Here is a 25,260-nt window from a genome sequence, read left to right on the forward strand (position 1 = left end):
TACAGGTACCATATTAAAACTGGCTACTCTCTTTTTTTAGGATGGATAATGTAAAATTTGTAGAAATATAGTATAGTATCAACAGATATCATTTGAATAGGAATGTGCTAGCAGTTTGTTAACCTAAAGTTAGGAGTGTTTACCATGAGTGAAAGCGAAAGAATTCAATTAAATGTAAGAATTTCAAAGGATACATCAGCAAAGCTGGATGAAATTGTTGAGTATTACCAACAAGGCTTAAAGCTCGGAAGGATTTATAAAGGTGATGTTTTAACGGATATTATTGAAAAATCGTATGAAATAATGAACAAGCAAAAGAAAGGAATTAAGAGATTTTAGCTGCCAATGGGTCGAGACTTTTTAATGTTTCTCGATCTTTTTTATTATCCTTGGTTGAATATTAATTGTAAATTTATTAGAATATTTAGAAAAGAATTTGAATATTTAAGTTTTGAATGTATAATTAACTTATAACATACCAACCGGTTAGTACAAAGGTGGGTAGTTTTGAACACGCTTACATATTATCAGGTCATTTCGGAAGGAAAGGTTGGGGAAATTTTATGAGATTACTAGGAAAAGCAGCAATTGTAACTGGCGGAGGGGGCGGAATTGGACGCTCTACTGCAATCCTTTTTGCAAAAGAGGGGGCAAAAGTAGCAGTTGCAGATATCGATTCACTATTGGGAGAAGAAACGGTCAGCCTAATAAAAGAGACAGGCGGCGAGGCCATTTTTGTCAAAACGGATGTTTCTGATTCAAGCCAAATTAAAGACCTAATCAATATTACTACCAATGCCTTTGGCGGACTCCATATCATGTTTAATAATGCAGGCATCGGCAATTCAGAAGTAAGAAGCGTTGAGATTTCGGAAGAAGAGTGGGATCGTGTAGTCGATATTAATTTAAAAGGAGTTTTCTTAGGAATTAAGTATGCAGTTCCAGAGTTAATCAAGGCAGGCGGGGGAGCGATAATTAACACTTCTAGTTTATTAGGGCTAAAAGGGCAAAAATATATGGCCCCGTATAATGCATCAAAAGCAGGGGTTGTGGTGCTAACCCAAAATGCGGCACTTGAGTATGGAAAATACAATATTCGTGTAAACGCCATAGCACCAGGAGTAATCGATACAAAAATCATTGATAACTGGAAGCATAATGAACGGAAGTGGCCGATCATTTCCAAAGCGAATGCTCTTAGAAGAATCGGGACACCTGAAGAAGTGGCTAAGGCGGTTTTATTTTTAGCATCAGATGAAGCAAGTTTTGTTACCGGAACAACTCTTTCTGTTGATGGTGGAGGTCTAACCTTTTAAACAAGATAGACAATAAATATACTTCTGGAGGAGAATTTATGACACAAGCAAATGCCTGGCTGGCCCAATATCCTGAATCCATTGCAAAAACTATTGAGTTTCCAAACAAAACAGTAAGTCATGTTCTTCGAGAAACGGCGGAAAAATATCCAACGAATAACGCTCTTTCTTTCTATGGAAAAAAAATCACTTATCAGCAATTAAACGGACTTGCTCACTCCTTTACTTCTGCTCTTCAACAAAATCAAGTTCAAAAAGGCGATCGAGTAGCCATTATGCTGCCTAACTGCCCACAATATGTTGTGTCCTATTACGGAGCCCTTACCGCTGGAGCTATTGTAACACAGGTGAATCCAATGTCGGTTGAACGGGAGCTTGAATATATCCTGAAGGATTCCGGTGCTGAAACGATGATTGTTTTAGATGCTCTTTATCCAAGGGTAAAAAGCGTTCAAGCCCGAACTAGCTTGAAGAATATCATTGTTGTCAGTTTACAGCCTGCGGAGCAGGATTTTACACCGGATCGGAGCTTTGATAGCTTTCTGACAGAAGGAAACGGCAATGTAATCCCAGTTGAATTTGAACCAGAGCATGATGTGGCTGTACTTCAATATACTGGAGGAACCACCGGCAGATCAAAGGGAGCAATGTTAACACATAAAAATATCTTAGCAAATGTTATTCAGTGTTACGAATTTTTCAAACATGAATTTCAGGTTGGAAAAGAGCGTTGTTTAACAGTTATTCCTCTTTTCCATGTTTTTGGCATGAGCTCATGTATGAATCTTTCCATATTTACGGCCTCTGAATCCATTATGCTTCCTCGTTTTGATTTAGAAGAGGTATTAAGTACAATTAAAAACGAACAGCCGACTACCTTCCCAGGCGTTCCTACCATGTATGTTGCGATTACTAACCATCCGCGTGCAGAGGAATATGGAATCAGCAGTATAAAAACGTGCAACAGCGGCAGTGCACCAATGCCTATTGAATTGATGCGTGAATTTGAAGGAAAAACAGGTGCAAAAATTCTAGAAGGCTACGGGCTTTCAGAAGCGTCACCTACAACACACTGCAACCCTCCATTCGCGGACAGAAAAACTGGCAGTGTTGGAATTGGTGTGCCATCCACGGAATACAAAATTGTGGATTTGGCAACAGGAACGAAGGAATTGCCAGTCGGAGAACTTGGAGAAGTAATTATCAAAGGCCCGCAAATTATGAAGGGATATTGGAATTTGCCTGAAGAAACCGCCAATACCTTAAAGGATGGCTGGCTATATACCGGCGACATTGCTAAGGTGGATGAAGATGGATACCTTTATATCGTTGACAGGAAGAAAGATATGATTATTGCAAGCGGCTATAATATTTATCCGCGAGATATTGAAGAGGTACTTTATGAGCATCCTGCTGTTCAAGAGGCAGTTGTAATTGGGGTCCCTGACCCATACAGAGGCGAAGATGTGAAGGCTGTTCTAGTCCTAAAAGCTGGAAAAAATGCTTCAGAAAAGGAAATTATTCAGTACTGCAAGCAAAACCTGGCAGCCTATAAAGTTCCTCGTATTGTAGAGTTCCGTGATCAATTACCTAAAACAGGCGTCGGCAAAATCCTTCGCCGCACCTTAAGAGAAGAAGCTTTAAATAAATAAGTTAATAGTCATTGTTAATGAACAGACCATATAACCACACAAATATATAATGACTTCAGATTATTAATCCAAATGAATGTCTAGGAAAAAAACCCTAAAAGATTCAAAGATGGATTATAAAGGAGAGATAGAGAATATGGTATAATTCCGGTAGACATTTAAGATTGCGAGGACATTAAGGTGAAAGATAAAATAACTGCACAAAGCATCCGATTATTCGAAAAAAAGGGTTTTAGTGAGACATCGATTCAAGATATCGTAGATACTCTTGGAGTGACTAAGGGAACCTTTTACTATTATTTTTCGAGTAAAGAAGAACTATTAATGGATATACACCTTGGTTATATTGAGGATTTACTGAATCGACAAGAAAAAATCATTCGTGATAATTCTAAGTCATACAAAGAGAAATTATTTGAAGTTGTATACATGCTCATATCGGATATTGAGACAAGAGGATTGGCAGCAAAGATTTTTTTCAGAGAAATTAAAAATATAAGTGAAGACCGGCGTGCCATTATTATTCCAAAACGAAATGAATTTAGATTAAACATTGAAGAGTTAATCAAGGCTGGCATGGAGGCAGGGGAATTCCGCCCTAATCTGAATGCACCGATCCTCTCCTTTGGCATATTAGGGATAACTAACTGGAGTTACCATTGGTTTAATCCAGAAGGGAATTGCTCTGACCGGGAAGTTGCCGAGATTTTTGTCGAAATGATTTTAAAGGGAATTCAAATAAATTAACGAAAAATTGAGAGAGGATTTTTATTAAAGTATTGCCCCCTCTCTCTTTTAGTGAAGGCAACATACTAACTGGTTGGTATTGTTTGGATTTTAAAATTTCAATAAAGGAGTGAATCTTATTATGGCACAGTATATTACCGTAGAAAAAGAAAATAACATTGCAATAGTTACATTGAATCGACCGCCGTTAAATGTGTTAAGTAAACAGGTTTTCCATGAATTGCATCTTGCATTTCAAGAATTGAAGGATGACTTAGAGGTTGTAGCGGTTTTAGTGACGGGTGCAGGTGATAAGGCATTTGCTGCTGGAGCGGATATTAAGGAATTTCCGCAATTGATGGGTAACCCAAATATGAAACAAAATGTAAGGAACAGTCATATTGCATTGAATTTTATTGATGAATTTCCAAAGCCAACCATTGCCGTATTAAATGGCCTAACCTTTGGCGGCGGCTGTGAGCTGGCACTAGCATGTGATATCCGAATTGCGGATGAACATGCGAAAATTGGATTGCCTGAAATCAAACTTGGCTTGTTCCCTGGAGGGGGAGGAACCCAGCGGCTTCCTAGATTGGTTGGAGAAGCAAAAGCAAAGGAATTAATGTTTACAGGCGATCCGATTTCTGCACAGGAAGCCGAAAAAATTGGCCTTGTAAATCGTATTGTCCCAAGCGGTGAAGGGTTGACTAGTGCAAAAGAATTGGCGAAGAGAATTTCTAGGCATTCATTGCAGGCGCTTTCCCGCATAAAAAAATCAGTCGACGAAGGGTTAAACCAGTCCTTGGCAGAAGGAATCGAACTTGAGGCAGCACTTTTTGCGGAAATTTTCCAGACAGAGGACATAAAAGAAGGAGTTCAGGCATTTCTTGAAAAAAGAAAACCGGTTTTCCAACATCGCTAAGCAGAAAAATTATGCATTAATAAGTCTGAATTTTCTAAAATGGTAGGGAGGAAAAATATGCCTCAACAAATGAATAAAGATACTATTCCTGTTCGAAAAGGGGAAGAATTGAATCTCATTGCTCTAGAAAAATATTTACATGAGAATATTAAATCTCTGCCAAAGGCACCTTTGGAGGTTTTGCAATTTTCCGCGGGACACTCGAACTTGACCTATCAATTAAAAATGGGGAATTGGGAGGCAGTCTTGCGCCGTCCTCCACTGGGGCCGGTTGCACCGAAAGCTCATGATATGGAGCGTGAATTTAGAATTCTATCCGAGCTTAACCCCATCTTCCCTGCTGCTCCAAAGCCGATTCTCTTTTCAGATAATCAGGAAATTGTCGGAAGTACATTTTTTATCATGGAAAGAAAAAATGGAATTGTTTTAGATACTTCTTTTCCTGTAGGTATAGTGGTTTCACCTGAACTTTGCAAACAAATTTCTGAAATAATGGTTGATAATCTAGTGAAATTGCATTCTCTTAATTACGAAGAAACAGGTCTTACTAAAATTAGTAAGCCTGATGGGTTTATGGAGAGACAGGTGCATGGCTGGATTGGGCGGTATGAAAGAGCAAAGACAGATGAAATTGAACAGGTTGATTCATTAAAATATTGGCTCGCTAATCATATTCCCAAACACTCTGAGGCAGCTATTATTCATTATGATTATAAATTGAATAATGCGATGCTTAATGAGAATTTTACCGAAATGGTGGGTTTATTTGATTGGGAGATGACCACAGTTGGGGACCCGCTAGCCGATCTTGGGGCGGCGATGAGTTATTGGAATCTTCCAGATGATCCAGAAACCTTGAAAAAGGGAGATGGCAAGAATCCAGTTACTGCCGCTCATGAAGGATTTTATTCCCGAAAAGAATTCATTGAGTTATATGCGAAAAAGAGTGGCAGGGATGTTTCAAATTTGCACTTTTATGTAACCTTTGCCTACTTTAAGCTTGCAGTCATTTGCCAACAAATCTATTTCCGTTATAAAAAAGGGCAGACAAATGACAGCCGATTTGCCAATTTAAATAATTACGTGAAAGGTTTAATTCAGCATGCAACCATGGTTGCTAATGAAGAAGTGTAGGAGGACTTGATGATGAGATTTTCACAAACCATTGCACTAGTTACAGGTGCAGGAAGCGGGATAGGCAGGGCTGCAGCGGTTCGCCTGGCGAGTGAAGGAGCTAAGGTGATTTTAGTTGGCAGAACGAGAAGTAAGCTTGAAGAAACTGCTGCTGAAATTAATCAAAGTAGCCGTATTCCATTGGCGGAGATTTTTACAGCGGACTGTACGGATGTGGAAGATGTTGAGGAATTAGCGGAATATGTCCAGCAGCATTATGGCGACCTTCATGTACTCGTAAATAATGCTGGAGGATCGCGTCATGGAAAGATTTTGGAAATGTCTGAACAGGACTGGGACTGGGTTCAGGGTGTAAACCTTAAAAGCGTATTTCTCGTTTCAAAGACACTAGGAAAAATAATGGTGGAAGGTGCTAAAAAAGATGAGCATAACCGCTCCATTGTCAACGTTGCCTCTTTATCGGGACATCAGGCTGGGGCAGAAATTCCTCATTATAGTGCTGCCAAAGCAGGCGTCATTAATTTTACTAGAGCACTTGCATTAGAAATGTCCCAATATGGAATACGTGTAAACTCAGTCTCACCGGGATTTGTTGAGACGCCGCTAACGGAACGCGGACTGCAAAATGATCGCTTTGTAAAAGCCATTCAAAGAAATACTGCTTTAAAAAGGGTTGGCATCCCAGAAGAAATTGCTAATGTCATTGCTTTTGCGGCCTCAAGCGAAGCCTCCTATATGACAGGAACTGATTTGCTTGTAGATGGCGGCTGGCTGATAAAATAAAAAATACTAGAGAGGAAGATAAGATTTGACTAACGAACATTTATTAATTGAAAAATTAGGTCCTGTATTATCATTAACATTAAACCGCCCTGAAAGCTTAAATGCGTTTAGTCCAGAAATGATTTTAGGGTTGAAGGATGCGCTAAAGAATGCTCAAAATGATGAAGATGTACAGGTAATTGTTTTATCTGGCTCAGGCCGTTCGTTCAGTGCAGGCGGGGATGTTAAAAACATGGGGCAAGCGAAAGGTGTGCAAGTATATGAGCATATCGGTAAACTCAATGAATTGATTTTATTGATGAAAGAAACGGAAAAGCCGATTATTGCTGCAGTTCACGGCTTTGCCGCAGGAGCAGGTTTCAATTTAGCCCTTGCTTGTGACCTGCTTGTCGCTGCAGATGATAGTAAATTTGCATTAAGCTTTTCACAGGTTGGGTTGATTTCTGATGGCGGAGGTTCCTATCACTTACCGCGCTTAATTGGGCCTCATCTCGCTAAACAATTTTTCTTTACGGCAGAGCCTATTCCAGCAGAAAGGCTTCATCAATTGGGGGTTATTAATTTTCTTTTCCCACTTGAAAACCTTCAAGAGGAAACAACGAAGCTCGCGTTGAAATTAGCACATGGTGCAGGAAAGGCCTTCGGCAAACAGAAAAAATTAGTGGATCAGGCATTCACTTCCACGTTGGAAGAGATTCTTGAGCAAGAGCGCCTGATTCAAGTGTTAATGGTTGAAACAGAGGACCATCAGGAAGGCATCACAGCCTTTAAAGAAAAGAGAAAACCTGTATTTAAAGGAAAGTAGGAATGTAGAATGAAGGCAGTTCAACTAACAGAATTCGGCGGACCAGAGGTACTTAAAATAGTAGATTTGGAAAAACCTGTACCAGCGGGTCATGAAGTATTAATCGAGATAAAGGCAATTGGAGTAAATTATGCGGATACAGCAAGAAGGGAGGGGCAGTATGTCATCCATACACCACTTCCTTTTATTCCAGGTGCAGAAATTGCTGGTGTTGTCGTTGAAGTGGGAGAGAAGGTAACAAAAGTAACACCGGGTACAAGAGTCGTAACCTTAATTGAATCAAATGGTTATGCGGAATTTACAATAGCAGACGAACGTTCGCTTATTCCTCTTCCGGAGCAGTTAGATTTCCGAACTGCGGCTGCTTTGCCTCTTCAAGGCTTAAGTGCCTACCATATTTTAAAAACGATGGGTCGTTTAGAAAAAGGTGAAAGCGTTCTTGTCCATGCAGCAGCCGGAGGGGTTGGGACAATTGCAGTTCAGCTTGCCAAGCTTTTTGGCGCTGGAAAAGTCATAGCAACTGCCAGCTCTCCTGAGAAATTGGATTTGGCACGTGAAATGGGTGCAGATGTTCTTATTAATTATACGGAACCGGAATGGGAAAAGCAGGTTCTTGAGGCAACAAACGGAAAAGGGGTAGATGTTGCACTTGAAATGGCAGGTGGGGAGATATTTCATAAGACCTTAAGATGTCTGGCCACGTTTGGCCGACTAATTATATTCGGGGTAGCCAGCGGTGAACAGCCTAAATTTTATCCTTCATCGTTAATGGCCAGAAATCAATCGGTCATCGGATTCTTCCTTCCGCAAATCATGAGAAAGCCTGAATTGTTGCAGCCTAGTTTAGTAGAATTATTGACTTATTTAGGCCAAGGGAAGCTTAAGCTTACAATTGGCGGGGTATTTCCACTAGATGAGGCAGCCAAGGTCCATTCTTTGCTGCAGTCGAGAAAAACCCAAGGAAAATTGATTTTGGAACCAAAATGATAGGCGTCAATGCAGAAGCATTTTTGCCGGGGCACCTGCAAAGGTTTTATAAAAGGCCTGGACAATAGTCCGGGTTTTTTTATTTGAGTAGTGTTAGAGGTCATTTTTGTTTTCGCAACTGTTGATTGGAGCGCAAATCATCTGCCAAATCCGAAAATATTAAAAAACTATGAACAAAGTATTAATTAGTAAAGAAGAATTGGGCAGAACGTTTGATAAGTGAAAAATTTTGATTACACTAGAAGAAAGAACAGTTTTTTTAGGCGAGGAGATGACATTATTTTGAAAATATTAGTGATAGAAGATAATAAAAGTGTTTGCTCGATGATTGAAATGTTTTTTGCTAAAGAAGGAATCGATGGTGAATTTGTCAATGACGGTATTGAAGGATATAACCGTTTTAAAAAAAGCACTTGGGATGCCTTGATTGTGGATTGGATGCTGCCTGGTATGGACGGTGTCAGCATTTGCCGCAAAATTAGAGAGGAAAAGCATACTGTTCCAATTATCATGTTAACGGCAAAGGATAGTGAGTCAGATCAGGTGCTTGGTCTTGAAATGGGGGCAGATGATTATGTCACCAAGCCATTTAGTCCGCTTACTTTAATGGCGAGAATTAAAGCGGTAACTCGCCGCTTTCAAGCACAAGTGCCTAATGAGCGCCATGATTTCCTCCAGACCGAACATTTTAAGGTGAATAAAACGACAAGAGAAGTCATTATAGATGGTTCACAAATTACAAATCTGACTCCAAAAGAGTTCGATTTATTGTATTATTTGGTAGAACATCCCCGCCAAGTATTCTCAAGAGAGCAATTACTTGAAAGGGTTTGGGGCTACCAATTTTATGGTGATGAACGAACCGTTGATGTTCACATTAAACGGCTGCGGAAAAAGGTTGAAACCACCTCGCAGCCATTCTTCCATACTGTTTGGGGAGTAGGTTATAAATTCGATGACTCAATTAAAACAGACGAAGTTTAGGTATTTTTACCAGCAGTTTTTCAGCCATATTAGTATTATCATTGTCGCCTTTTTAATATTGAGTATTTTATTTGCACACTATGTTGAAAACTTGGTGTATTCGAACAAAGCAGAAGAGCTGAGTTCATACGGAAAGGCGATATTAAAAGATATTAAAGAGAATCCATATGGAACCGACCAGACCATTAACCGGTATAGCAGCGTTTTGGCGGCCAGAAAAATGAGCTTTAGTATGTTTGACCAGGATGGCAATTTATATTTGGTGAGTAAAAATGGTCCCACTATAAAAGGCTTATCGAAATCCGAATGGGAAAAAATAAAGAAGGGTCAAACAATCATCATACCGATTGATTATCGAAGATTTGGGCAGGATGGAGTAACATTTGTCGTATTACCTTATATAGAAAACGACAAATTTTATGGAGGGATTTTATTAACTTCGCCAATCAGCGGATCAAGTGCTATGATTCATCAAATTAATAAATTTTTATTATATACGATTTTAATTGCATTTGGTGTTTCTTTCTTACAAAGCTGGTTTTTGTCACGAATACATGTTATTCGCATCAAGAGGCTTCGGGAAGCCGCCTCACTTGTGTCTGCTGGACACTATCAGGTTCATGTTCATTCTTCTAATTTTGATGAAATTGGAGAATTAGCCAACGATTTTAATCATATGGTGGATAAAATTAATGCTTCCATGGAGGAAATCGAAAGCTTGGAGAACAGGCGCCGGCAATTTATGGCCGATGTTTCGCATGAAATGCGTACCCCCCTGACCACCATCAGCGGCGTAGTTGAAGGGCTGAAAAATGATATGATTCCAGAGGAAGATAAAGAGCGGGGCATCAACCTTGTTAGTCAAGAGGCTAGGAGACTGATTCGATTAGTCAATGAAAATTTAGATTATGATAAAATTCGTTCGAATCAAATCCAATTATTTAAAGAAGACATACAGCTCTTAGAAGTGCTCGAAATTATTCAAGAACAATTAGACCTCCAGGCGGAGGAAAAAAATAATCAAATTGTGGTCGAGGCGGATCCTGATGTCTCTGTCAACGCCGACTATGATCGCCTAATCCAGATTTTGATTAATATTACCAAAAATAGCATTCAATTCACTTCGGATGGTACCATTTGGTTAAAGGGACGCTCCGAGGGAGACTCCACTATTATAGAGGTGGAAGACACTGGAATTGGTATTGATCCAAGTGAAGTAGAAAATATATGGCGGCGGTTTTATAAAGCCGATATATCCCGGACCAGTAACCCCTACGGAGAATTCGGCTTAGGTCTTTCAATCGTAAAACAACTGGTCCTGCTTCATAACGGTGAAATTAATGTGACCAGTGAAAAAGGAAAAGGAACCAAATTCGTCATAAAATTCAAAAGTAATTAATAAAGCTTCGACAATCGTCGAGCTTTTTTATTTTAATTATAATAAAGCTCATTGTTGATATTTGTCACTCTGTTGATTGGAGCGGAAGGCGAGCGCCTGAAGCGGAAATCAACAGAATAGGTTTAAAGAGCCTATTTTTTCTTAAATTTTTCCTAAACTCGTTAAAGTTTGTTAATAATTTCTTAAGATTTGTCGTTTAAAGTGGAATCAAGATAACTAACAAGCCTAAAGGAGATTGATTGAAATGGAATTTAAAGATACAAATGAATTCGAAAAAGATCAAACCCATTCATCAACTGAGAATAACAATACCGAATTACCAAATATGACAGAAGAGCGAATCCAATCAGTAGACGCTACATTCCCTGTGGAGGAGAACGTGTCAGCTGCAACCGATAAAAAGGATGAAAATGCAGAAATCGAAGAAAATGCAGTGGCAGGTCATACACGTGCAGCCGTCCAAACTGAAAAAAATAAAAAAAGCTATGTGAAGGGATTTGCCACTACAATCGCCGCTGGTGTAATCGGATCGGTCTTGACGTTAACAATTCTGCCACATACTGATTATCTAAAAAACTATTATGGTACTGATCAGAACCAAGCTGTTACAGCATCGAACTCGAACACTCAGGTTAAGGAGGTTTCCGCAAAGCCAACAGTCAGGACATCGGGTTCCATTGCGGATACGGTGGAAAAAGTATCGAAGGCTATCGTTGGAATTGTTAATTATCAGCAGCAGCAAAATAATTTTTACGACAGCTCCAATTCCTCGCAAAGCGTGGAAACGGGCTCAGGTTCAGGGGTTATTTTTCAAAAAAATAATAATATTGCATATATCGTAACCAATAACCATGTCGTAGAAGGGGCATCGAAGCTTGAAATTTCCTTATATGATGGTCAGAAGACAACGGCAGAGGTTGTAGGTACGGATGCCTTAACCGATCTTGCCGTCCTAAAAATTGATGCAAAATATGTGACGGCAACGGCTGACTTTGGAGACTCCTCGACACTACGTCCCGGCGACCAAGTTTTTGCGATTGGAAATCCGCTGGGACTTGATTTGTCCAGAACCGTTACACAAGGTATTGTCAGTGCAACCAATCGCAGCATATCCGTATCGACCTCTGCCGGAAATTGGGATACAAATGTAATCCAAACAGATGCTGCCATCAACCCGGGTAACAGTGGTGGTGCTTTAATTAATCCAAATGGTCAAGTAATTGGAATCAATAGCTTAAAAATTTCTGAGAGCGGGGTGGAAGGCTTAGGATTTGCGATTCCAAGTAACGATTTGATCCCAATTGTGAATCAATTAATTAAAAATGGGAAAATTGAGCGTCCCTACCTTGGTGTCGGACTAGCGGACCTAGATCAGGTTCCACAAATGTATTACCAGAACCTACCTAATAATGTCAATAAAGGTGTGCTGGTCATGAATATTGACCCGAATTCAGCTGCAGCTCGAGCGGGATTCCAACCGAAGGATTTAATCGTTTCCATGAATGGAACAGCAATTGCTAATTCCTCGGATTTAAGAAAATATCTATATACCAAAGCGAAAATTGGTGATGAAATTAAATTTGAAGTCTATCGTGATGGAAAACTGCAAACGTTAAAAGTAAAAATATCCGCAAATACAACAAACTGATTTGAGGTACATTAACACCAAAGATTTTATTAAGAGGTGTGCCAATGAATCGGGTTGGAAAATATGCATCCAGTGAACATGTAGACGATATTGAGCTAATGAATATGGTGTTTGAGCTTCCTGAAAAGGATAAAATGCTAATGTGGTCAGAAGGCTATATTGATCTCGTGATTGAGAAATTACCAATATATGCACAGGATATATTGGAAAATCGCAAGGAAAAGTGGGAAGATACCAAGATTTATTATGAGAAACAGCTAAAACAAATATTAAACGATGAGGAATATAAGAATAAAATGATGGGCGAACGGAAAGAGTTCGCCCTCTTCGTTAAGGAACGGTATCCTGAATTCCAATCACTGCTTTTTTTAATCTATGATGGGAATATTAAGGATAAGGATTTGCGGAAATTTGTTTACCGGAGAAGGTTTGGAGCCCGTAAAAATTATCTTCATTAACTTGAAAATTCGGGCTTGCAAATCGTAAAGGAAAAAATTACAATAAAAATAACTTGATTAGAATCGGAGGTGGAGAAGAGATGAAACGTTCAATTTTTGCACGCTTGTTATGGCTTGAAGCCCTTAATATTTACCGTGCAATTTTTCATGAAGCGGTTTTCCAAGGGGGGAGTCTGCCCTTTTTTCGAACCTGCATAGTGAAATTTGAACGATAACACATCTCTTTACCCACATTAGATCGGTATAAAGAGAGTGCTGAGGCACTCTTTTTCTATGCCTTTTTATCAGCCTCGGGAGGAATAGATGCCCGTGGCTTTTTTTATCTTTAGATGTGTTCATCGAATTTTTAATAAAAGGAGAATGAACATGATTGTTTGCAGTGTTAACCATATAGCGAAATCGTTTGGCGGAAATATGATTTTTAAAGATTTATCCCTCGAAGTACATGAAGGCAGCCGTATAGGCTTAGTTGGCCGCAACGGCAGCGGCAAAACTACTTTATTAAAATTGCTTGCTCAACAGGAATCTGTTGATGAGGGAGTTATTCATTGGAAAAAGGCACTTAAAATCGGCTACTTGGCACAGATTCCTGATTTCGGGGACCTGAATGTGAAGGAAGTTTTGAAAACCGCATTCGAACAATTAACAAAGACGGAAGCGAAGCTGAAACAATTGGAGCTTGAGATGGGGCAGGTAATGGCTCCGGAAAAATTGCAAGGATTAATTGAGCAGTACGGAATGCTTCAAGATGATTTTATTTTAAATGGCGGCTACGAAATGGACGCTCAAATGGATCGTGTTGCGAATGGCTTAAATATTGCTGATTTTCTTGTGAAGCCTTTTTCACTGTTAAGTGGCGGTGAGAAAACCAAGGTTGGTCTTGGTTTAAGTTTATTGAAAAATCCAGAACTCTTATTACTTGATGAGCCAACCAATCATTTAGATTTGATGGCCATTGAGTGGTTAGGTTCCTTCTTAAAGGCCTACAAAGGCACTATTATTCTAATCTCTCATGACAGGTACTTTTTAGATGAAGTAGTGAACAAGGTTTTTGAGATGGAAGATGGAGAAATTGATTTATACCATACGAATTTTAGTAACTATGTCAAGGAAAAGGAAGAACGGCTGTTAAGAGAATTCCAAGAGTACCAAGAACAGCAGAAGAAAATTAAAAAGATGAAGGAAGCCATTAAGCGGCTGCGGGACTGGGCTAACCGCTCTAATCCTCCTAGCGCTGCTCTTCATAGGCGTGCGACTAATATGCAGCGTGCGCTTGATCGCATCGAAAAGTTAGAACGTCCGAAAATGGAAGTTAAGAAAATGGGAATTGATTTCGAAGCGAATGACCGGAGTGGAAAGGATGTTATTATCCTTGAGAACGTATCAAAAAGTTATGGCAGCCGTAAGCTTTTTGATAATGTGAACATGCTTGTTCAATATAAGGATCGAACGGCGATTGTCGGTGAAAACGGGACAGGAAAGTCGACTGTTTTAAAAATGATTTTACAAGAATGTGAGGCAGACAATGGCGTTGTTAAGGTAGGCAGCAATGTGAAGATTGGCTATTTATCGCAGCATGTTTTTGCTGATTTAGGAGAGGATCAGCTGATTGATGTGTTTCGTTCTGAAGTCAAAGTAAATGAAGGCGAGGCCCGGCATATCTTAGCACGATTCCTATTCTTCGGACCTGCGGTATTCCGCAAGGTGAATCAATTAAGCGGCGGTGAAAGAATGCGTCTTCGCCTTGCGCAGCTTATGTACCAGGACATTAATCTTCTGATTTTGGATGAACCGACTAATCATTTGGATATTGATTCCTGTGAGGTATTGGAGGAGGCACTTGAACAATTTAACGGCACTATTTTAGCTGTCTCCCATGATCGTTATTTTCTCAACAAACTTTTTAATAAAATTTATTGGCTGCAAAATGGGACTGTTCACTTTTTCGATGGGAACTATGATTGGGCAAAAGAAAAACTGCCTGCCTTCGTATCTAATTCAGCATTTGTCCCTAACCCGCCTTCATTAAAAAAAATGAAAGAAATTGAACATGATAAGCCGAAAAATTTGGATGACCTCGAAGATATGATCGAGCAAATCGAGATTAATATTCATTTGTTACAAAGACAAATGGAATCAGAAAGTGACCTTTCTTTACTGCAAAGCATTTATTCTGAATTAGAGATGCTGGAAAATGAACGTGAACAGCTCTATCAGCAGCTGGATGAAGTGGTATAACAAATTGAAGGGATATACACCTTTGGTTGAGCCGTTTTCACGAGCGGCTCTTCTTTATATTAAAGAATAAATTCTTCTCTAAATCAGAAGTTTTCCGTATAATTATGTATGGTTTTCTTTTTAAAGGTGGTCTTGAAATGGTATCTAATTTTTCTATCTTCCAAGTTCTTTTTCTGCTCATCACGACCATTTTAGGAGTGGTCTGTTCCGTCATTTACCATCAGCCGCTCGTTATCGGTTTTATGCCAGGGTTTCTTGTTTTGATATATTTAGCATTCCAAAAAGGAATGTCATTGAAGCAGACACTAAAAATTAGTTTTATCGGAGTTTACAAAACGAGAATTGTCATTATTATACTCTTTCTTGTTAGTTTTTTACTTCCTTCCTGGTATTTATCGGGAACGATTGGTCAAATGGTTAAAGTGGCCCTAAACTTTATTAATTCGGACCATTTTTTGGTTCTTTCGTTTCTTGTCGCTCTTGTCTTCTCGATGCTTCTTGGGACAACAGTTGGGACACTAAGTGCCATTGGAGTTCCGATTTTGGGGACGGCCATGGTTTTACATTTGCCTATAGAAGTTGTGGCGGGAGCATTAGTCTCAGGTGCTTTTGTAGGGGATCGGACTTCGCCGTTTTCCAGTGCCCATCAGCTTTTATCACATACTGTTGAACTTACAGTTAAAAAGCAATGGAAGGCGATGCTTTTGTCAACGGTAATCGCAGTCCTCGTTTCCTTTTGTTTTTATGCTTTCTTCGATTTACATAGTTATGGAGACAGCAAAATAAATCCTTCACATTTCGAGTGGAATCAGCTTTCTTGGATTAAGTTTATCCCACCATTGGTGTTAATCGTTTTTGTTCTTTTTCGAATAAGCATAATTTATGCGTTTATATCTAGTATCCTATCAGCAGCCGTTATTGCATTAGCTGAGGGCACTCCTTTTTCCAAATTAGTAAATGACTTTTGGCATGGTATTGATGGTCTTGGCGGCGGTTTAATTCATATGTACGAATTACTGCTGTTTCTCGCTTTGGCAGGTGCTTATAATGGGTTGTTAGAGGAATTGAATGTCATTCAGCCCTATTTAGATAAATGGCTGAAATCCTCAAGGTCCTTAATAGGAGATACGGTAAAAACACTGATCGCAACACTTATCATCACATTTATTGCGGCCAATCAAACACTGCCTATCATTTTAACAGGGAGGTCCTTTTTACCTCATTGGTCTTCTAAATACGGAAATGAAGAATTAGCTAGGGTAATGGGGGATACGACGATGCTCTTTCCAGGCATGGTTCCATGGAGTGTCTTAGCGATAATGTGCAGCACGATTGTTGGGATTCCCTTACTTGGATATTTACCGTATGCGATATTTTTATGGATTTTACCAATATTTACCATCTGTCTTTCGATTATAAAACAATTTCGTAAATCAAAGGGAAAACGGATTGTTGCTGCTTGAATCAGAGTCTCTATGAGGCTCTGATTTTTTTTACCTAAAATCCTTCCGAATGAAGTCCCTTTTTCAATCATATAAGAGGTATTAAAGATATAGGACAAGGGATGGTTGGATGTTAAAAAAATTTGCGATTATAGGCTTTGGGGGCACGATGATCGGAATAGGGGTAAATGGATTTATTCTTCCTTTTCATTTGATAAATGGCGGATTTTTTGGCATAAGTCTCTTGGCCAACTATTTGTGGGGGTTAAAAGTTGGCCTCACATTTATATGCTTAAATATTCCCGTTTACATCTATGCTTTTAGATATGAACCTGATTACTTTGTGAACGGTTTAATGGGAGCAGTGGTTTCAGGGTTTATGCTCGATTTTCTAATGCCATTAAACGGAATGATTCACATACCCATTTTAAGCAGTATTTTTATTGGTGCGGTTATTATTGGTATAGGTGTTGGCTTTATGCTGCGAAATCATATTAGCCCCGGCGGGATAGATTTGCTGGCGCTTTTAATCGCAAAAAAGACTAAAGTGAATGTTGGCGTAATTTGTTTCGCCATTGATGCGGTTATTATTACGACTGGGTTATTACTTCTAAAAGATGCCAGGCTTCTTTATTCACTTGTAATTGTTTCGATCGTTGGACTATTTGCTTGTGTCATTACATCGGTCCGTAAAGTATAAATCTAAACAAATTTTTGATAACATGAGAACATCCACCACCAAGGAGTATAACTATGAACCCTATAAGCGATCATGTAAAAGAAAATTTAAAGATCTTATTTGTCGGCTTTAATCCAAGTATTCGTTCTAGTGAACTTGGTCACCATTATGCCAATCCAAATAATCGTTTTTGGAAAATCATATATGAAGCAGGATTAACTCCTCGTAAATATATGGCAGCCGAAGACTATTCACTTTTAGAATTAGGTTACGGATTCACCAACATTGTTCAAAGGCCGACAAAGGCTGCAGACGAAATTAAGAAGGAAGAATACATGGAGGGCAGAGAAATCTTAAAACAAAAGATTGCTAAATTTAAGCCGAAAGTAGTTTGTTTTGTTGGGAAAGGTGTTTATCAGGAGTATAGTGGACGTAAAGCTGCCCCGTGGGGGGTTCAAGAGGAAGCTGTCGTGCCAGGAACGATCGATTTTGTTGCACCGTCCTCTAGTGGACTAGTTAGAATGCGGCTTGAAGAAATCGTTGAGATTTATAAAATGCTAACCGATTTAAACATCGACGGTTGAAGAGGACCGTCGATGTTTTTTAGATTATTTTTTTTCGTACTTCTTTTGATAACGGGATAAAGCTAAAAGCGGAAAAATATAACGGTAGCTATGGTAATGAATATAAAAACCGCCCGCCATTCCTTGTCCTTTAGGGTAGTCCGTTGTCCAATCTGTATGTTCCAGTGAATTTAATAAATATTTAATTCCTTTTTCAATAGCTGCGGTCGGTTTATCGGAAATCGAGATCAAGGCATCAAGGACCCAGGCAGTATGTGTCAAGGTGCTTGTGCGTAAAGCGACATATGTTTTTTTGTTGTCGCTATGGCAAGATTCGCCCCAGCCGCCATCTCCATTCTGAATACTGTGCAACCACTTAACGGCCTTTTGAATAGCAGGATGACTCTTTGGTACATCCACTGCTAATAATCCTGTAATGGAAGCCCATGTCCCGTATATATAACAAATTCCCCAGCGGCCATACCAGGACCCATCTTTTTCTTGATTCTTAAAAAGCCATTTTACTCCTTTTTGGATGGCAGAATGATCGTTTGGAAGATTGGTATAGTTCCCGAAAAATTCTAAGGTTCTTCCGGTAATATCTGCACAAGAGGGGTCTGTTAAAAGAAATTCTCCTTTTTCAATTGGTAAAAATTCAAATACCTTTGTATTCGTATTTTTTTCAAATCCTGCCCAGCCGCCATCGTCATTTTGCATCGATAAAACCCAGCGGATTCCCCGTTCCCAAGCTGCTAGATCAGTTGGTAAGCTCCTTGAAATTGATCTGAGCGAAGCGGTCGTGTCATCAACATCAGGATTAATGGTATTTACATCGGAAAAGCCCCAGCCGCCAGGCAGGCTAGAAGGGTTATGGATCACCCAATCTCCGAATTTATTATGCTGACGTGAAATAAGGTAATCATTGGCTTTTGAGACCATCGAATCTTCTGGAGGAACACCTGCTGATTGTAGGGTGAAACTAATTAACGATGTATTCCAGACATCGGCGGTGGTATATTGCATATGAGGCAATCCATTAATTTCACATTTCATTGCACGGATTCCTTCTAAAGCTTTTACAATGACGGGATCTGTTTTTTTATAACCAAGAGAAAGTAATGCGAAAATCATTAAAAAAGTACAGCTGTAATAACTGTATAACGTGCCATCTGGTTCAAGGTGGTCAAGCATATACTTTTTCGCCCGTTCAATCGCTAAAATACGCAGCTGTTCGGGCAAGCCAATTAAGCTTTTGACTCCATCTTCAATATAAGAGAGCAGGGATCTTATTTCATAAGAGCGGACCCACTGGTCTTCACTATGGCGCTGTAAATGCAAATCCGCAAGATTTGGGCTTTTTTCTGTCACGATAGAAAATTTCTTACTAGCAACGATCATAATCGGTGTCAGGTTGGCCCTGCCAAAAACGGAGAAGGAATAAAAATTGATTGGGAATATGTGAGGTAAAAGAATCACTTCAATCGGCAGCGGGGAAAATGCCGGCCATTTGTATTGACCAGTTAAAGCAAGCATGATTTTTGTGAACATACTGACCTCTTCCAAGCCGCCGTTTGCTATTATAAACCGTTTAGCAGCACGAAGGTTTTTGTTATCTTCGCTGTAATATCTTGAATAAAGAAGCGCATAGTATGCCTCAACGGTTGATGATAGATTCCCTTCACCCTCATCGTAAAATAGTTTCCACGAACCGTTTTTCTCCTGCCTTCTTAAAATTCTCTCCGCCAGCCCTTGTATTAATTCCTCATCATTTAATTCCAATGACCGTAATAAAATGATCATATAGGCATCTGTTGACAGTCCTGTATCAAATGGATAATTCCATGAACCATCGGGAGATTGGTCTTTTCTCAGCATTTCGATCAGCCACTCAATGCCTTTTCTAGTCTCCAACATCTGAATTCATCATTCCTCTCCCATAAAAATATTCTCATCTATACATATTCGTATCGGAGGATGAGAATTCATAAGGGAGGGAATGAGCATTCTTTTTATAAGGAATAAGGAAAAGACTCCGTTGGAAAGCATACGAGCCGAATTAAGAAGGAAAATCAAATCGCCATCTTCGTTCAACCAAATCTCAAAGGGTGAAAAAGTTTTTTTGGAACAAATAAGAAGCAAAACAGCGGAACAAAATCTCAACAATGTAACAAGGACGAAGGCTTATCTTGATTTTTATCTGCAGCGTCCTGAAATCCATTGGGCTTTTTTAGGACACATGGTTTCCCGAAATGGCGGCTACAACATGACAGATCTAAAAGGTGAATTTCTGACCCGCTTGATGGCAAAAAAGGATAGGGAATCTTTTTTTGCATTTCTGGAACGAGGGAATTGGCTGATTTTTCAAGATGTTTATCCGCAATTTTTACTTTATGCAGAAAGCCTCAGGCTGAATAAACCCTTATTTCACCTGCTTCCTTTATTAAATATTTCCACTTTCATGGAAACCATTTGGAATCATTTTTGGAGGGAGCAATGCACATATGTTCTTGCTATTGCGTTGGTTATCAATGAACAGAGTTACTTAGAACAAAGAGTGGTGAAAAATCCGCTTTTTCAAAAAGAGGTATTAGGCAAATTTGAGTTTCTACTCCAGGATTGGCTTTCCTTTAATCACATTCTCTTTCCTTATGGAAAAAAGAACCTTTGCGGGCAAACCCTTCATCAATTTGAATCTCTGAATGAACGGATTTTACTTGGAAAAAGGTTATATTCCCTTCTTTTTAAAGATAAAGACCGTTTAGAGCAAACGGTGGAATGGGCAATAAGAACTCCACATACCGGTTCAAGAAAAGATTACTGGCCTCATATTTTTAACAGCGTGAATGAAGGAATTCCTGGTTTTGCTTATCAACTTCGATTAAAATCCTGTCAGTTAAAAAGCGGGGCACGAAAAATATACAGTCCAACCCTTGAAAACTCCTGGAAAAATGTGACGCATGCGGAAGCTGAAAAAGGGGATTGGTTTCGTGATTATCGTGTAGCCGATTATTTAGTTGAGAATACCGAAATTGTTAATGGGGAGATTGTGAATGAATACTGTAAAACACTTGAACGACTCGAGCTTGCAGCCCTTGCGAAAAAAGCAATTTATTTTATGGAATAAACATTATCTGGCCAGTGCGGTGCTTGCGTCATTATTTGGATCTTATTTAGACCTTTATTTTGTTGGCAAAGGATTGTACCATTTTCCTCAAAGACCCTTACCTGAGATATTTTCCATAAATATTGCGTTTACTTTGGCGGGACTGCCAATCTTGATAATGGTGGTTCTACACTGCCTATCACAAGTAAATAAATGGGGGAAAGCGGGTATAATCCTATTGGTTAGCCTACTTATGCCGATTTTGGAAAAATTAGCGGAGGAGTTAGGCTGGTTTGTTCATGCAGAGGAATGGAAGCACGGATATACATTTGTTGGATACTTCGTTTTCTTAACTATTATTTATAGTTGTTTCAGGTGGATGGAAAAACATAAATAATAAAAGCCGGGACGATAAATCCCGGCTTTCATGATGCCTCTAAGTGCACCATAGGCCCCTGCCGTCCGTACAGTGGTTAAGTGTCCCGCAACAAGCGAAATGTTCGGCAGGGGCTTACCATTATTTTATCACATAAACGACGAAAATATAATGCTTACAATTGCCAATACTTTCTTTTCTTTTTCTAAAAGTGTATGATAAAAATGATTTTTTACATAAAGGAGTGTTTGACATGGCTAAAAAAGGACATTTTTTAATGGAAAATGGCGAGAAGATTGAGTTTGAATTATACCCTGAAGCAGCACCGGGAACCGTTGAGAATTTTGAAACATTAGCAAATAAAGGATTTTACAATGGTTTAACCTTCCATCGTGTTATCCCAGGGTTTGTAAGTCAGGGAGGATGCCCTCACGGAACTGGTACAGGCGGACCAGGCTACACTATTAAGTGCGAAACAGAAGGAAATCCGCACAAACACGTACCAGGTGCCTTATCAATGGCTCATGCAGGAAGAAACACTGGTGGAAGTCAGTTCTTCATCGTTCATGAATCACAGCCGCATTTAAATGGAGTGCATACTGTATTCGGTCAAGTTACATCGGGATTAGAAACAGCAAAATCGATGAGAAACGGCGATAAAATGCAAGAAGTTAAGGTATATGATGAAGAGTAAGAAGTAGAAGAGAGCCATTAGGCTCTCTTTTTCTGTTTAGGAATGTTTGTGTGTATATTGGGAAAAATATTTTCAAAAAGTTTACCTTTGGGGGTCTATATGAAAAAGTTTATATTTATGCTAATCCCGTTTTTGCTTTTTTCGTCTAACCAAAAAGCCTCAGCCGAAAATACCGATGCCAAGCAATTAAAAGCAGCTGTAATAATCGACGATTTTGGAGGAGGGACTGGCGGCGTCAGGGACTTTTTAGAAGGTGATATACCGATTACGGCAGCGGTCATGCCATTTACTGAAAATTCGAAAGCGCATGCAGAGTGGGCTCATAAAAATGGTTTTGAAGTAATGGTTCACTTGCCAATGGAACCGAAAAGAGGCAAGAGGTCGTGGCTAGGTCCAAAGCCGATTACGGTAGATCTAACGCCAAAACAAGTGAGGCAGCGTGTTAAAGAAGCGATAAAGACTGTTCCCTATGCAGTTGGACTTAATAATCATATGGGGTCACTAGCAGTTGAAAATGAACGAATCGTAAGGGCAATTGTTGAGGTGGCAAAAGAAAATAAACTATATATTATTGACAGCGGCACGAGCCCTGAATCTAAATTCCCAGAGATTGCAAAAGAACTCGGTGTGCCTCTTTTAAAAAGAGACGTTTTCCTTGATGATATTTCAACTTCATCTCATGTTTACAAACAGATGATCCGACTGGCAAAGGTAACCGAAATTAAAGGGAAAGGTATTGCTATTGGACATGTGGGTGTGACGGGGAAAGTCTGTTCAGTAGGCGTTTTTCAATCCATGGACGAATTCAAGAAACGTCATATTAAAATTGTCCCAGTCTCAGAACTTTTAACTGAAAAACTAATCGAAAAAAACTTTGTTCCAAATTAAAGGCAGCTGCAGACTGCCTTTTTTGCTGAAATTAAATTTTCTGGTACAATGTCTCCTATCAAACTATTAAATTAGACATCAAGGGAGATGGAATAGAGATATGAAGTTAATATCATGGAATGTCAACGGTCTTAGGGCTTGTGTCAAAAAAGGATTTTTAGATTATTTTCATCAAATGGATGCGGATATTTTTTGTATTCAGGAAACGAAATTACAAGAAGGACAAATTAGCCTGGAATTAGATGGTTATTATCAATACTGGAATTATGCTATTAAGAAAGGTTATTCAGGAACTGCTGTTTTTACGAAAGTGGAACCGATTTCCGTGAAGTATGGAGTTGGAACGGATGAGAGTGAAGACGAGGGAAGAATCCTTACCTTGGAGTTTGAACAATTTTTCTTGGTCAATGTGTATACCCCAAATTCCCAACGTGATTTAGCAAGAATCGGTTACCGATTGGAATGGGAAGACCGCATCCTTAATCACCTGCAAGAGTTAGACAAAGTTAAACCGGTCATTCTCTGCGGAGACTTAAATGTAGCTCATCAAGAAATTGACTTGCGAAACCCAAAGTCGAATGTAGGGAATTCGGGATTTACCGAAGAAGAGCGAGGGAAAATGACAAAATTATTGAACGCTGGGTTTGTCGACAGTTATCGCCATTTTAATCCTGAAAAGGAAGGCGCATATACGTGGTGGTCATATATGGCCAAAGTTCGGGAGCGGAATATTGGCTGGCGGATTGACTATTTTATTGTCTCAAAAACGTTTAGTGAGCAATTGAAGCTTGCAGATATCCATTCTGAGGTTATGGGCAGCGATCATTGTCCTATAGTTCTTGAACTTCTTTAATGTTCATTCATAACCTTTTCTTATAACAAAGTATAAAAAAACCGTCATTTTCATTATGAGTTAAATATTCTATAGTTAATTTAACAATGAAAAAAACGGGGGAATCTAAAATGGATATTAAAAAAGATGTCCAAGGGCAATTTGGAAAAAGCGCCGATTCATATGTAAGCAGCTCCATCCATAGAAAGGGGAAGGACCTCCAAAAACTAGTAGAGATGGCTTCTCTCCAGGGTGAAGAAGAGCTGCTTGACATTGCCACAGGAGGCGGTCATACGGCCAACGCATTTGCACCCTTTGTAAAAAAAGTAACGGCCGTAGATTTGACTCCCGAAATGTTAGCGGCTGCAGAAAACTTTATCAAAGGAAATGGCAATCAAAATGTTGACTTCATTATTGGCGATGCAGAAAATCTTCCTTTTCCAGATGAATCTTTTGATCTTGTGACATGCCGAATAGCTCCACATCATTTTCCGAATGTAAAACGTTTTATTAACGAAGTGTATCGGGTTCTAAAACCAAATGGACAATTTTTACTTGATGATAATGTCACACCAGAAGAAGAAGAATTTGATCAATTCTATAATACGATTGAAAAATGGCGCGATTACAGTCATTATCGGGCATGGAAAAAATCGGAGTGGCTTAAAATGCTTGAATTAAACAGTTTTGAAATATCTGAATGGCACCGGTTCGAAAAAACCTTTCAATTTGAATCGTGGTGCAATCGGATGAATCTGCCACAAACAGAAAAAGAAAAATTAGCTCAATTCATCATAAATGCTTCACCAAAAGTAAAACGAAAATTTCGCATTATGATAGAACACGATCAAGTTATTTCTTTTCAAGGGGAAGCTGCCGTCTTAAAGGCTATTAGGAAATAAAAAAACCTTTGCACGAAGAGAAGCATTCTCTTTTTGCAAAGGTTTTTTTATCATGCTTAGATTTCATTAAGTGCAGTTCCAATTTCATCAAATTCAGGCGATTTTTCATTTTGACTTGAATTTTCTAATTGCTCCTGTTCCATTGACGTAACCGAACCTTGCTCTTCTTCCTTTTTTTGAAGATGCCAATTCACTTTATCACCACTCCTTTTGGAAAACGAATTACTAAAATATTTTTTCCTATAATGTTGAAACTAAACCATAAACCGCTTTTGAATAGTTACATTTTTGCCATAAAAAAATCCTCTCTTTATTAAAATATATGTGTAAATGAAATGAAAAATAGTAGTTGACGAAAATAGTATTGGGTAGTATTATAGTCAATGTCGCTGTTGCGAAATGCATTAATAAAGCTACTAAGTTTTTTTAAAAGTAATTCGCAGTTGTTGACAAGTTTAAGACGTTATGTTAGGATAATAAATGTCGCTAATTTAATAGATTAGCAGAAAAAACACGATTGTTCTTTGAAAACTAAACAAACAAAAACGTCAACAAACAATAATATTCGTTTCTTTTGAAACGAAGCCAACGTTTTATTTTATGAGCTAATCAACTTTCTTGGAGAGTTTGATCCTGGCTCAGGACGAACGCTGGCGGCGTGCCTAATACATGCAAGTCGAGCGAATCACTGGGAGCTTGCTCCCGGTGGTTAGCGGCGGACGGGTGAGT

The 25,260-nt window shown here is 39.1% G+C and carries 26 protein-coding genes and 1 rRNA gene; 25 read left to right on the plus strand and 2 right to left on the minus strand.

The window, feature by feature from the left end; translation table 11 throughout:
• Positions 1-144: 144 nt before the first annotated feature.
• The 18 genes from V7161_RS07485 (at position 145) to V7161_RS07570 (ending at position 17,757) form a co-directional block, all read left to right on the plus strand.
• Entirely contained in the window at positions 145-339 is a 195-nt protein-coding gene (locus V7161_RS07485; protein WP_335443644.1) for a hypothetical protein, read from the plus strand.
• Positions 340-563: 224 nt separating this feature from the next.
• Positions 564-1,316: an SDR family NAD(P)-dependent oxidoreductase gene (locus V7161_RS07490; protein ID WP_335443645.1), complete on the plus strand. Its 753-nt coding sequence runs from the start codon at positions 564-566 to the stop codon at positions 1,314-1,316.
• A 38-nt stretch (positions 1,317-1,354) separates the two neighbouring features.
• Entirely contained in the window at positions 1,355-2,968 is a 1,614-nt protein-coding gene (locus tag V7161_RS07495; protein WP_335443646.1) for a long-chain-fatty-acid--CoA ligase, read from the plus strand.
• A gap of 180 nt (positions 2,969-3,148) precedes the next feature.
• On the plus strand, positions 3,149-3,715 hold the full coding sequence (locus V7161_RS07500) for a TetR/AcrR family transcriptional regulator (protein WP_335443648.1): 567 nt from the start codon (positions 3,149-3,151) through the stop codon (positions 3,713-3,715).
• Positions 3,716-3,836: 121 nt separating this feature from the next.
• A complete protein-coding gene (locus V7161_RS07505) occupies positions 3,837-4,616 on the plus strand; it encodes an enoyl-CoA hydratase/isomerase family protein (protein WP_335443650.1) in 780 nt (259 codons plus the stop codon).
• A gap of 57 nt (positions 4,617-4,673) precedes the next feature.
• A complete protein-coding gene (locus V7161_RS07510) occupies positions 4,674-5,750 on the plus strand; it encodes a phosphotransferase family protein (RefSeq protein WP_335443653.1) in 1,077 nt (358 codons plus the stop codon).
• A 12-nt stretch (positions 5,751-5,762) separates the two neighbouring features.
• Positions 5,763-6,533: an SDR family NAD(P)-dependent oxidoreductase gene (locus V7161_RS07515; RefSeq protein ID WP_335443689.1), complete on the plus strand. Its 771-nt coding sequence runs from the start codon at positions 5,763-5,765 to the stop codon at positions 6,531-6,533.
• A gap of 25 nt (positions 6,534-6,558) precedes the next feature.
• Complete coding sequence (locus tag V7161_RS07520; RefSeq protein WP_335443654.1) at positions 6,559-7,338, plus strand: enoyl-CoA hydratase/isomerase family protein; 780 nt, start codon at positions 6,559-6,561, stop codon at positions 7,336-7,338.
• Positions 7,339-7,347: 9 nt separating this feature from the next.
• On the plus strand, positions 7,348-8,325 hold the full coding sequence (locus tag V7161_RS07525; RefSeq protein ID WP_335443656.1) for a quinone oxidoreductase family protein: 978 nt from the start codon (positions 7,348-7,350) through the stop codon (positions 8,323-8,325).
• A gap of 282 nt (positions 8,326-8,607) precedes the next feature.
• On the plus strand, positions 8,608-9,309 hold the full coding sequence (locus V7161_RS07530) for a response regulator transcription factor (RefSeq protein WP_335443659.1): 702 nt from the start codon (positions 8,608-8,610) through the stop codon (positions 9,307-9,309).
• A complete protein-coding gene (locus V7161_RS07535; RefSeq protein ID WP_335443662.1) occupies positions 9,281-10,708 on the plus strand; it encodes a HAMP domain-containing sensor histidine kinase in 1,428 nt (475 codons plus the stop codon). The genes V7161_RS07530 and V7161_RS07535 overlap by 29 nt, the downstream gene beginning before the upstream one ends.
• A gap of 244 nt (positions 10,709-10,952) precedes the next feature.
• Entirely contained in the window at positions 10,953-12,356 is a 1,404-nt protein-coding gene (locus V7161_RS07540; protein WP_335443664.1) for a S1C family serine protease, read from the plus strand.
• A gap of 44 nt (positions 12,357-12,400) precedes the next feature.
• Complete coding sequence (locus tag V7161_RS07545; protein WP_289988168.1) at positions 12,401-12,814, plus strand: hypothetical protein; 414 nt, start codon at positions 12,401-12,403, stop codon at positions 12,812-12,814.
• Positions 12,815-12,894: 80 nt separating this feature from the next.
• Positions 12,895-13,029, plus strand: a complete 135-nt coding sequence (locus V7161_RS07550; protein ID WP_335443666.1) for an RAxF-45 family protein — start codon at positions 12,895-12,897, stop codon at positions 13,027-13,029.
• A 151-nt stretch (positions 13,030-13,180) separates the two neighbouring features.
• Positions 13,181-15,052 carry a ribosomal protection-like ABC-F family protein gene (abc-f, locus tag V7161_RS07555; protein ID WP_289988164.1) on the plus strand — a complete coding sequence of 624 codons (1,872 nt, stop codon included), beginning with the start codon at positions 13,181-13,183 and terminating at the stop codon, positions 15,050-15,052.
• Between the two features lie 137 nt (positions 15,053-15,189).
• Positions 15,190-16,515 carry a Na+/H+ antiporter NhaC family protein gene (locus V7161_RS07560; RefSeq protein ID WP_335443667.1) on the plus strand — a complete coding sequence of 442 codons (1,326 nt, stop codon included), beginning with the start codon at positions 15,190-15,192 and terminating at the stop codon, positions 16,513-16,515.
• A 109-nt stretch (positions 16,516-16,624) separates the two neighbouring features.
• Positions 16,625-17,194 (plus strand): YitT family protein, encoded by a 570-nt coding sequence (locus tag V7161_RS07565; protein WP_335443668.1) that lies wholly within the window; start codon positions 16,625-16,627, stop codon positions 17,192-17,194.
• A gap of 53 nt (positions 17,195-17,247) precedes the next feature.
• Complete coding sequence (locus V7161_RS07570; protein ID WP_335443670.1) at positions 17,248-17,757, plus strand: mismatch-specific DNA-glycosylase; 510 nt, start codon at positions 17,248-17,250, stop codon at positions 17,755-17,757.
• A gap of 24 nt (positions 17,758-17,781) precedes the next feature.
• Here V7161_RS07570 and shc read toward each other — a convergent pair whose 3' ends face one another.
• The gene (gene shc / locus V7161_RS07575) at positions 17,782-19,650 is read right to left on the minus strand and encodes a squalene--hopene cyclase (protein ID WP_335443672.1); all 1,869 of its coding nucleotides are present in this window, start codon (positions 19,648-19,650) and stop codon (positions 17,782-17,784) included.
• Positions 19,651-19,732: 82 nt separating this feature from the next.
• Between shc and V7161_RS07580 the strand changes: the two genes are divergently transcribed.
• From V7161_RS07580 to V7161_RS07605, 6 genes are all read left to right on the plus strand, one after another.
• Complete coding sequence (locus V7161_RS07580) at positions 19,733-20,860, plus strand: DUF2515 domain-containing protein (RefSeq protein ID WP_335443674.1); 1,128 nt, start codon at positions 19,733-19,735, stop codon at positions 20,858-20,860.
• Complete coding sequence (locus V7161_RS07585) at positions 20,787-21,236, plus strand: CBO0543 family protein (protein WP_335443676.1); 450 nt, start codon at positions 20,787-20,789, stop codon at positions 21,234-21,236. Before V7161_RS07580 ends, V7161_RS07585 begins: the two co-directional genes overlap by 74 nt.
• A gap of 232 nt (positions 21,237-21,468) precedes the next feature.
• Positions 21,469-21,909: a peptidylprolyl isomerase gene (locus V7161_RS07590; RefSeq protein WP_335443678.1), complete on the plus strand. Its 441-nt coding sequence runs from the start codon at positions 21,469-21,471 to the stop codon at positions 21,907-21,909.
• 99 nt (positions 21,910-22,008) lie between these two features.
• The gene (locus V7161_RS07595) at positions 22,009-22,797 is read left to right on the plus strand and encodes a divergent polysaccharide deacetylase family protein (protein WP_335443680.1); all 789 of its coding nucleotides are present in this window, start codon (positions 22,009-22,011) and stop codon (positions 22,795-22,797) included.
• A gap of 100 nt (positions 22,798-22,897) precedes the next feature.
• The gene (locus V7161_RS07600) at positions 22,898-23,650 is read left to right on the plus strand and encodes an exodeoxyribonuclease III (RefSeq protein ID WP_335443682.1); all 753 of its coding nucleotides are present in this window, start codon (positions 22,898-22,900) and stop codon (positions 23,648-23,650) included.
• Between the two features lie 110 nt (positions 23,651-23,760).
• Positions 23,761-24,531 (plus strand): class I SAM-dependent methyltransferase, encoded by a 771-nt coding sequence (locus V7161_RS07605; protein WP_335443685.1) that lies wholly within the window; start codon positions 23,761-23,763, stop codon positions 24,529-24,531.
• Between the two features lie 56 nt (positions 24,532-24,587).
• Here the strand turns inward: V7161_RS07605 and V7161_RS07610 are convergent, their stop codons facing one another.
• Positions 24,588-24,725 carry a hypothetical protein gene (locus tag V7161_RS07610; RefSeq protein ID WP_335443687.1) on the minus strand — a complete coding sequence of 46 codons (138 nt, stop codon included), beginning with the start codon at positions 24,723-24,725 and terminating at the stop codon, positions 24,588-24,590.
• Positions 24,726-25,146: 421 nt separating this feature from the next.
• Here V7161_RS07610 and V7161_RS07615 point away from each other — a divergent pair.
• A 16S ribosomal RNA gene (locus V7161_RS07615) occupies positions 25,147-25,260 on the plus strand; the annotation flags it as partial.

It is taken from the genome of Neobacillus drentensis, from assembly GCF_036965425.1.
GTDB lineage: Bacteria > Bacillota > Bacilli > Bacillales > Cytobacillaceae > Neobacillus > Neobacillus drentensis_F.

Coding starts and splice junctions, on each gene's coding strand:
- V7161_RS07485 (WP_335443644.1), top strand. CDS start 145: ATGAGTGAAAGCGAAAGAATTCAATTAAATGTAAGAATTTCAAAGGAT.
- V7161_RS07490 (WP_335443645.1), top strand. CDS start 564: ATGAGATTACTAGGAAAAGCAGCAATTGTAACTGGCGGAGGGGGCGGA.
- V7161_RS07495 (WP_335443646.1), top strand. CDS start 1,355: ATGACACAAGCAAATGCCTGGCTGGCCCAATATCCTGAATCCATTGCA.
- V7161_RS07505 (WP_335443650.1), top strand. CDS start 3,837: ATGGCACAGTATATTACCGTAGAAAAAGAAAATAACATTGCAATAGTT.
- V7161_RS07510 (WP_335443653.1), top strand. CDS start 4,674: ATGCCTCAACAAATGAATAAAGATACTATTCCTGTTCGAAAAGGGGAA.
- V7161_RS07515 (WP_335443689.1), top strand. CDS start 5,763: ATGAGATTTTCACAAACCATTGCACTAGTTACAGGTGCAGGAAGCGGG.
- V7161_RS07525 (WP_335443656.1), top strand. CDS start 7,348: ATGAAGGCAGTTCAACTAACAGAATTCGGCGGACCAGAGGTACTTAAA.
- V7161_RS07535 (WP_335443662.1), top strand. CDS start 9,281: ATGACTCAATTAAAACAGACGAAGTTTAGGTATTTTTACCAGCAGTTT.
- V7161_RS07540 (WP_335443664.1), top strand. CDS start 10,953: ATGGAATTTAAAGATACAAATGAATTCGAAAAAGATCAAACCCATTCA.
- V7161_RS07545 (WP_289988168.1), top strand. CDS start 12,401: ATGAATCGGGTTGGAAAATATGCATCCAGTGAACATGTAGACGATATT.
- V7161_RS07550 (WP_335443666.1), top strand. CDS start 12,895: ATGAAACGTTCAATTTTTGCACGCTTGTTATGGCTTGAAGCCCTTAAT.
- abc-f (WP_289988164.1), top strand. CDS start 13,181: ATGATTGTTTGCAGTGTTAACCATATAGCGAAATCGTTTGGCGGAAAT.
- V7161_RS07560 (WP_335443667.1), top strand. CDS start 15,190: ATGGTATCTAATTTTTCTATCTTCCAAGTTCTTTTTCTGCTCATCACG.
- V7161_RS07565 (WP_335443668.1), top strand. CDS start 16,625: ATGTTAAAAAAATTTGCGATTATAGGCTTTGGGGGCACGATGATCGGA.
- V7161_RS07570 (WP_335443670.1), top strand. CDS start 17,248: ATGAACCCTATAAGCGATCATGTAAAAGAAAATTTAAAGATCTTATTT.
- shc (WP_335443672.1), bottom strand. CDS start 19,650: ATGTTGGAGACTAGAAAAGGCATTGAGTGGCTGATCGAAATGCTGAGA.
- V7161_RS07580 (WP_335443674.1), top strand. CDS start 19,733: ATGAGCATTCTTTTTATAAGGAATAAGGAAAAGACTCCGTTGGAAAGC.
- V7161_RS07585 (WP_335443676.1), top strand. CDS start 20,787: ATGAATACTGTAAAACACTTGAACGACTCGAGCTTGCAGCCCTTGCGA.
- V7161_RS07590 (WP_335443678.1), top strand. CDS start 21,469: ATGGCTAAAAAAGGACATTTTTTAATGGAAAATGGCGAGAAGATTGAG.
- V7161_RS07595 (WP_335443680.1), top strand. CDS start 22,009: ATGAAAAAGTTTATATTTATGCTAATCCCGTTTTTGCTTTTTTCGTCT.
- V7161_RS07600 (WP_335443682.1), top strand. CDS start 22,898: ATGAAGTTAATATCATGGAATGTCAACGGTCTTAGGGCTTGTGTCAAA.
- V7161_RS07605 (WP_335443685.1), top strand. CDS start 23,761: ATGGATATTAAAAAAGATGTCCAAGGGCAATTTGGAAAAAGCGCCGAT.